The sequence below is a fragment of the Chloroflexus sp. genome (assembly GCF_034432675.1).
GTDB lineage: Bacteria > Chloroflexota > Chloroflexia > Chloroflexales > Chloroflexaceae > Chloroflexus.
Map to the genome: position 1 here is coordinate 1 of NZ_DAOUBI010000135.1, position 6,399 is coordinate 6,399.

Annotated in this window: 7 protein-coding genes; 2 read left to right on the forward strand and 5 right to left on the reverse strand. The window is 55.1% G+C overall.

The features are described 5' to 3' along the window. Positions 1 to 353: 353 nt before the first annotated feature. The 3 genes from VAE55_RS10040 to VAE55_RS10050 form a co-directional block, all read right to left on the reverse strand. A complete protein-coding gene (locus VAE55_RS10040) occupies positions 354 to 1,385 on the reverse strand; it encodes an alpha-ketoacid dehydrogenase subunit beta (protein WP_322815650.1) in 1,032 nt (343 codons plus the stop codon). Between the two features lie 21 nt (positions 1,386 to 1,406). Further along, positions 1,407 to 2,372: a thiamine pyrophosphate-dependent dehydrogenase E1 component subunit alpha gene (locus VAE55_RS10045; RefSeq protein WP_322815651.1), complete on the reverse strand. Its 966-nt coding sequence runs from the start codon at positions 2,370 to 2,372 to the stop codon at positions 1,407 to 1,409. Positions 2,373 to 2,543: 171 nt separating this feature from the next. Then, positions 2,544 to 2,975: an Hsp20/alpha crystallin family protein gene (locus VAE55_RS10050; protein ID WP_012258972.1), complete on the reverse strand. Its 432-nt coding sequence runs from the start codon at positions 2,973 to 2,975 to the stop codon at positions 2,544 to 2,546. A 370-nt stretch (positions 2,976 to 3,345) separates the two neighbouring features. Here VAE55_RS10050 and VAE55_RS10055 point away from each other — a divergent pair, with 370 nt between their 5' ends. Next, positions 3,346 to 3,561, forward strand: coding sequence for a type II toxin-antitoxin system prevent-host-death family antitoxin (locus VAE55_RS10055; protein WP_322815652.1), 216 nt, complete (start codon positions 3,346 to 3,348; stop codon positions 3,559 to 3,561). Between the two features lie 144 nt (positions 3,562 to 3,705). On the opposite strand, the gene VAE55_RS10060 is transcribed toward VAE55_RS10055, so the two are convergent. Together VAE55_RS10060 and VAE55_RS10065 are read right to left on the reverse strand one after the other, a co-directional pair. Beyond that, a complete protein-coding gene (locus VAE55_RS10060; RefSeq protein ID WP_322815653.1) occupies positions 3,706 to 4,617 on the reverse strand; it encodes an SPFH domain-containing protein in 912 nt (303 codons plus the stop codon). Beyond that, complete coding sequence (locus tag VAE55_RS10065) at positions 4,614 to 5,606, reverse strand: SPFH domain-containing protein (protein WP_322815654.1); 993 nt, start codon at positions 5,604 to 5,606, stop codon at positions 4,614 to 4,616. The genes VAE55_RS10060 and VAE55_RS10065 overlap by 4 nt, the downstream gene beginning before the upstream one ends. A 310-nt stretch (positions 5,607 to 5,916) precedes the next feature. Between VAE55_RS10065 and VAE55_RS10070 the strand changes: the two genes are divergently transcribed. Next, positions 5,917 to 6,399 (forward strand): BMP family ABC transporter substrate-binding protein (locus VAE55_RS10070; RefSeq protein ID WP_322815655.1); only part of this gene is annotated, 483 nt, incomplete at its 3' end.

Consider the following 6,399-nt stretch of genomic DNA (forward strand, 5'->3'; position numbering starts at 1 on the left):
GGCACAGGAGTCCGCGCAATTCGCGCCGGATCGTGTGTACGCCTGCTGCGGCAGCATGGCTGCCGCACTCCACACGTCGAGACACGTGCATAATGCGCGGGCAAGGCAATCAAACCAGCGAGTAATGGCGCTAGCGACTATCGCTAGCGCTGTTCGCTACCATGCCGACATGTCGGGTGTAGGATAAACAGGCTTTAGTGACTGGCAAGCGTTCATGAGCCTGGGTGACAACAGATTTATGAAATAAGTTCCAATGCAGAAGCGTGGCTTCCGTACGCCAGAACATGCGCCACAGGTAATCCAAGCAGGAAACCGTATCTGCCGCGGTGTGTGCAGTAGTTACCCTACCCGCCTCAATACGCCAGCAGATCACGGGCTGCGGCCAGAATTTTGGTTGCGTTGGGCCGGTAGGCATCTTCGAGTGGTGGACTGTACGGCACCGGTGTATCAGGTGCGGCCAGACGGATAATCGGCCCATCAAGATACTCAAAGGCGCGTTCAGCAATGATTGCAGCCACCTCACCACCGACGCCGCAGGTACGATTCGCTTCGTGAACAATCAAAACCTTGCCGGTTTTACGCACCGTCGTCAGAATAGCATCTTCGTCGAGTGGTTTGAGGGTACGCAGATCAAGCACTTCGACGCTATGCCCTTCCTGTTCAAGGGTCTGGGCCGCGCTCAACGCCTCTTGCACCATCGCCCCGTAAGTAATAATGCTCACCTCCTCACCGGTACGCCGCAGGGCTGCCTGCCCGATTGGTACCGGCGCATCGCCTTCCGGCACCATCCCTTTGAGCGAACGGTAGAGGTACTTTGTCTCGTAGTAGATCACCGGATTGGGGTCACGAATGGCGCTGAGCAGCAGACCGTAGGCGTCAGCGGGAGTTGCCGGGGCAACCACTTTCAGACCGGGAGTATGGATAAACCAGGCTTCGTTCGATTGCGAATGGAAGGGACCGGCCCGCAAGCCGCCGCCACCGGGGGCTCGTACCGTAATCGGCACCGGTTGACGCCAGCGAAAATGGTTGGTCGCTGCAAACTGCACCAGAGCATCAAAACCGGTTGAAATGAAGTCGGCGAATTGCATTTCGACCACCGGCAAGAAGCCCTCGAACGACATGCCAATCGCTGCGTAGAGCATGGCCAGTTCGGTCATGGGAGTGTCGATCACTCGATCCTCACCGAATTCATCAATCAATCCCTGGGTTACCTTGAATGCACCACCATACACACCAATATCTTCACCCATCACCAGCACACGCGGATCACGCTGCATCTCGTAACGCAGTGCGGCTCGGATTGCCTCCAGATAGGTCAGCTCGCGTGTCCCTTGATCGTCACTCAGGACGGTTGTCGATTTATGTAAACCTTGATCCCACGTCATTGCCTGCCTCCTGCTCGTGGTTCACGCATAGACGCCATCGGTCAGCGTTGCCGGATCGGGATACGGTGAAGCTTCAGCGAACGCCTGTGCCTCATCAAGCTCGGCTTCGATCCGGGCCAACAGGGCAGCCAGCTTTGCGTCATCGAGTAAACCACGGCTACGCAACACTTCCTCTATACGGGCAATTGGGTCGCGAGCTTCCCATTCGGCGAGTAATTCTTTCGGCACGTAGGCCATATTGTCGTGAATAGCATGACCGCGCATGCGCATCGTCTTGCATTCGATGAATGTCGGCCCACCACCAGCGCGTGCCCGTTCGACTGCCTCTTTGGTTGCACGATACACTGCGGCAAAATCGTTGCCATCTACAATCACCCCCGGCATCGCATAGCCGGCTGCGCGCTGGGCAATATCTTTAATTGCCATCTGCCGGCTCAGCGGGGTTGAGTAGGCGTACTGATTATTTTCGCAGATAATCACCATCGGCAGCTTAAAGACACTTGCCCAATTCATCGCTTCGTGAGCCAGCCCTTGTGAAGCACTGCCATCACCAAAAAAACACATAGCAACCCGTGGATCGCCTTTGAGCTTGATCGCATGAGCAACACCGGTGATCACGCCGGTCGAAGCCGGCAGATGGCTGATAAAGCCAATAATGCCCAGGCTTAGATCACCCATACCGTGCAGATTCGCGTCACGTCCGCGGGTCACACCGGTCTCTCGCCCTAACCACTGAGCAAGAATACGCTTCGGGGTCAAGCCACGCACCAGGTAGGCCCCCAAATCGCGGTGCATCGGCGCAATAATATCGCGTGGCCCCAGGCTTAGCGCTGCTGCAACACTGAGCGCCTCGTGCCCGATTTGCGAAAAGTAGCCACCGACAATTTTGCTCTGCTTGTGCAGAAACGTACCCCGGTCATCGAGCGCACGGGTAAGGCGCATCCAATAATGCGCCTGTTGCAATAACTCATCATTAATCTCGTCCATGCCATCTCCTTGCCGGTGAAGGCACCGCTTGTCCGGCGTCCATTGCCATTTTTCACCATTCAAAGGGATATGTTTCTATTGTACTCGATTTACGCAGCCGGAAAACAGAACAGCGCGTGAGGCATAGTTCCTCACGCGCTGCGGCTGCAACCGGTGATGCTGGTGCGACGACTATTGGGCGACGTTGACTGCGATCTTGCGCGGCTTAATCTCTTCAGCCTTCGGTACGGTCACCGTCAGCACGCCATTCTCAAGCCGGGCCTCAATCCGATCCGGATGGATCTGATTGGGCAGGCGAATGCTGCGGCTGAAGCGACCGAAGCGACGCTCAGTGACGTGATACTGGCGCTCTTTGCGATCACTGCTCTGCGTAATCTCGCCACTAATCGTGAGCACGTTGTTCTCGAAGGTAATGTTCAGTTGATCGGCGGTCATGCCCGGCACTGCCATCTCGATGTGGTAGGCATCAGCCGTCTCGCTGAGATCGAGCGCCGGCACCAGGCTGCCGTTGCGGGGCAGCACACCGGTGAAGCCGGTGAAGAAGGTGTCGTCGAGCAGTTGAGTCATCTCACGGAAGGGATCCCAACGGGTCAGGTTCGTCATAGTCGTCCTCCTTGCATCCTCGTTTTTTGTCTATCGTTTCTTGTTGTTTCCACTGGTTGTGCTCTCAATCGAGCCTGGCTATACCATAACAAACCATTGTTAGAATGACGTTGGCGAACTGTTAAAGCTCTGTCTACGTTTAGAGAGCAAGTTTAATCTGGCGTTTCCGTGCTAAAAGCCCGGCGTTCGATGGTTGAGAGGAATTATTCTCTATCGGCTAGCTAAAATCACCACCGTGAATGGGCACAGGAAGAAGACGAAAAAAGCCTGTCTAGTTACCTTTGACCTCATTTTTGCTCTATGCAGTTTGAGTGCAGCGTGCTACAATGCAATCACACTATTACTGGCACTATCACAAAGGGGCACAAACATGGCACGCTCGATCAATATCGACTTACAGGGAGGTGTGGTTCCCATCTCACAGGCGGCAGCCAGTCTGGCCGCACTGATCCGGCGCGCAAAGGTGAGTGGACAACCGGTCGTGATTACACAGAAAGGGTATCCGTCAGCCGTGCTCATGAATATTGAGCTGTTTGAGCAATTGCGAGCACTGGCCATGCAGGCAGAACAAAGCCATCAGCAATAGAAGGTGTAAGGAACAAGCTACCGTGTTCGCCGGTTCAAGTAGCGGAAAGAAAGCCGGAGTGGAGGTAGCAGATGGCAACCACCCATACACCTGCTGCCCACCGTAAGAATGTCTGACGGGCAGCAGGTTTTTCCCAGTAATTACCTAGGTTCGACTATCCTGCGCGGCCATTAGAGCGGGCATTATCCTTTGTTCAGCCTGCGCCGGTACAAGAGTGACTCGTGCCTTACTTTCGGCCAGGTTTTGCAGTTCGAGGATAGTGAACAGAGCATCACGTACTTCGGGGTCAGCCCCAATTCGAGCCAGTGCCTGCCCTAAAATCCGCGGTCGCACTGCCTTAGCACGAGCAAACTCAATCGCAGCTTTTCGTTCGGCAGTGCTGGTGATAATATTCACCCGATTGGCACCGTCTTGCAAGATTGCCGACGTAACCTGGCGAAGCCGATTCACGACCTTTGCTTCGATCTGGCGGATCATGTTCTGATCGCGGAAATGCACTTTCCGAATGTACACCGATCCCAACCGGTATCCCCACTCAGAAGCCTTCGGTGAAACCTCAGCCCGTACTGCCTGGCTCATCGCGTGGCGATTTTCCAGCATTTGAGCCAGCGGCATGTTGCTCAAGGTACGTACCACGGCATTACTGACGTTGGCAGCCAGCGAACCCCGTGGATCGGCATTCTTGAACAGATAGGCTACCGGATCGCTAATCGACATCTCGTACCAGACCCCGATCCCCATCGGTGCGCCTTCTTCCGAATTGACCGGCTGGCTGCGTAGATAGCGCTGATCGAGACGCATATCGATCACGTACCGCCGACCAAAGAAGCTGATCAGGAAGGCATTGACGCCCAAATGGAACGGCAAAATCACCAGCCCCGGCTCGCGCAAGACACCAACCACGCTGCCGAAGAGCGTGTACACGTGGCAGGTACCCTCCTGCACAATCGTGTAGAAGCCGAACAAACGGAGCAGACCGAAAAAGGTTGGGGCAAGAATAAATGCCAGGACAAAGGTGATCGAGGCCACCACAATGGTTGAGAGCACGAAGGTCATTGTTCTACCTCCATGATTACCCGTTCAGCCTGTTGATAGAGACCAAGCCGCACATTCCGCAGATAGGCCTGCAGGACATCAGGGCCGCCGTTGCTCTTCAGTGCGTGCAACTGTTCGGCCAGTGCCAGCAACGGTTCCACTTCAGCCTGGGCCTTGAGAGTCTCAATCTCCACTGCCCGCTTCGACTGCACGATCTTCTGGTCGGCTGTGGCCTGGGCCAGGCTAATATCTGAAGAGACCTGGTTGTGCGCCGTGTTGATCGCTGCCATCGCCGCCTCCACCTCCGGCGGTGCATCAATCTCGGTGATCAGCGATGCGTCAAGAATGATGCCATAGCGTGCCGCTGAGGAAAGACACTCGCGATCCATCAGCTCATTCAGATCGCGGAGATTCTTGCGCAGATCGTTGATCGAAACCCCACTGACATCGGCACTATCACCCGCTGTCATGCTCAACTGGCCGGTATCAACAGCTGGTGCAGCGAAATTGGCGATCCGTTCGCGCAAAATCGAGATGAAGTAGCCCATCACATGCACGACCGGGTTCTTCACCCCAAAGAGGTAGGCGTAGAGGTGACGTTCCGAAACGCGATAGCGAATTTGACCACGTAGACCGACGTTGAGCTGATCCTTTGTAACCGCTTCCAGCAGGGTTCCCCCATGATTCGCTAGCGAATCCTCTAGATCAAGAGCCATATTGATGGTCTGAGTCGCGATTGAGACCTTATAAATCCGCTCCCACGGCCACTTGAAGTATGGCCCACCCGGCGGAATCACCCGTAACTGCGGATAGCGGTAGCGTTCACGTTCATCGGGACGCATGTATTCAGCGAAGGGATCTTCTACCGGAGGGCCAGGCAGACGCTCTGCCCGACCAAAAATGGTCTTTACTGCCCGCTCGTTTTGATCGACGGTGTAGAAGCTGAAGGCGATGTAGCGGACAATAAACCATGCCAGCAAGCCCAGCACAATCCCCAACGGTAAGGCCATACCTCCTCCTTGTGGACTAAGTGACCATAAAACAACAAAAGTTCACGGGTTTAGGTACCGTGAACTCCATAAAACGTGTGCAGCAAAGCGCACTGTATTGAGCGATGGTACATCATTCAGGAAACCTTTCACTTTGCAGCTTTTAGTATAACATACGCAGTAGCAAAGAAAAGGTTGCGCAACTTGTGCTATAATCGCGCCAATCCAACGTGTTTGCGGGCATCAGTTGATGCTCCAACCGGGAAGGGCCATGTCGCCCCCATGGCGCTTCTTAATTGGATCCGATCGTTGTAGATCAGGAGAATGGAACATGCGCAAGAATCTACTTACGCTGGTAGCGCTCTTTACGCTTCTAGTACCGCTACTCGCTGCGTGTGGCGGTCAATCGGCAGCCACGCCTACCGCAACGACGGCGCCAACTGCTGCGCCAACCGCTGTACCGACGACCGGTACCACAGATTCCTCTAAGCCCAAGATCGCCTTGGTCACCGATCTGGGCAAAGTGAATGACGGCACCTTTAACGAGTTTGCCCACCTCGGTGCGTTGCGGGCGGCGCAAGAGTTTGGGCTGGAGTACAAGTACATCGAGACCCAGGCGCAGGCCGACTACGAGAAGAACATTCAGACCTTCGTCGATGAGGGCTTCGATGTGATTGTGACCGTTGGCTTCCTGATTGCCGATGCCACCAAGAAATTTGCCGCCGAACATCCCGACATCATCTTCATCGGTGTGGACCAGTTCTACGAGCCGGGCACCGTCACCGACAATCTGGTTGGCTTGCAGTTCCGCGAA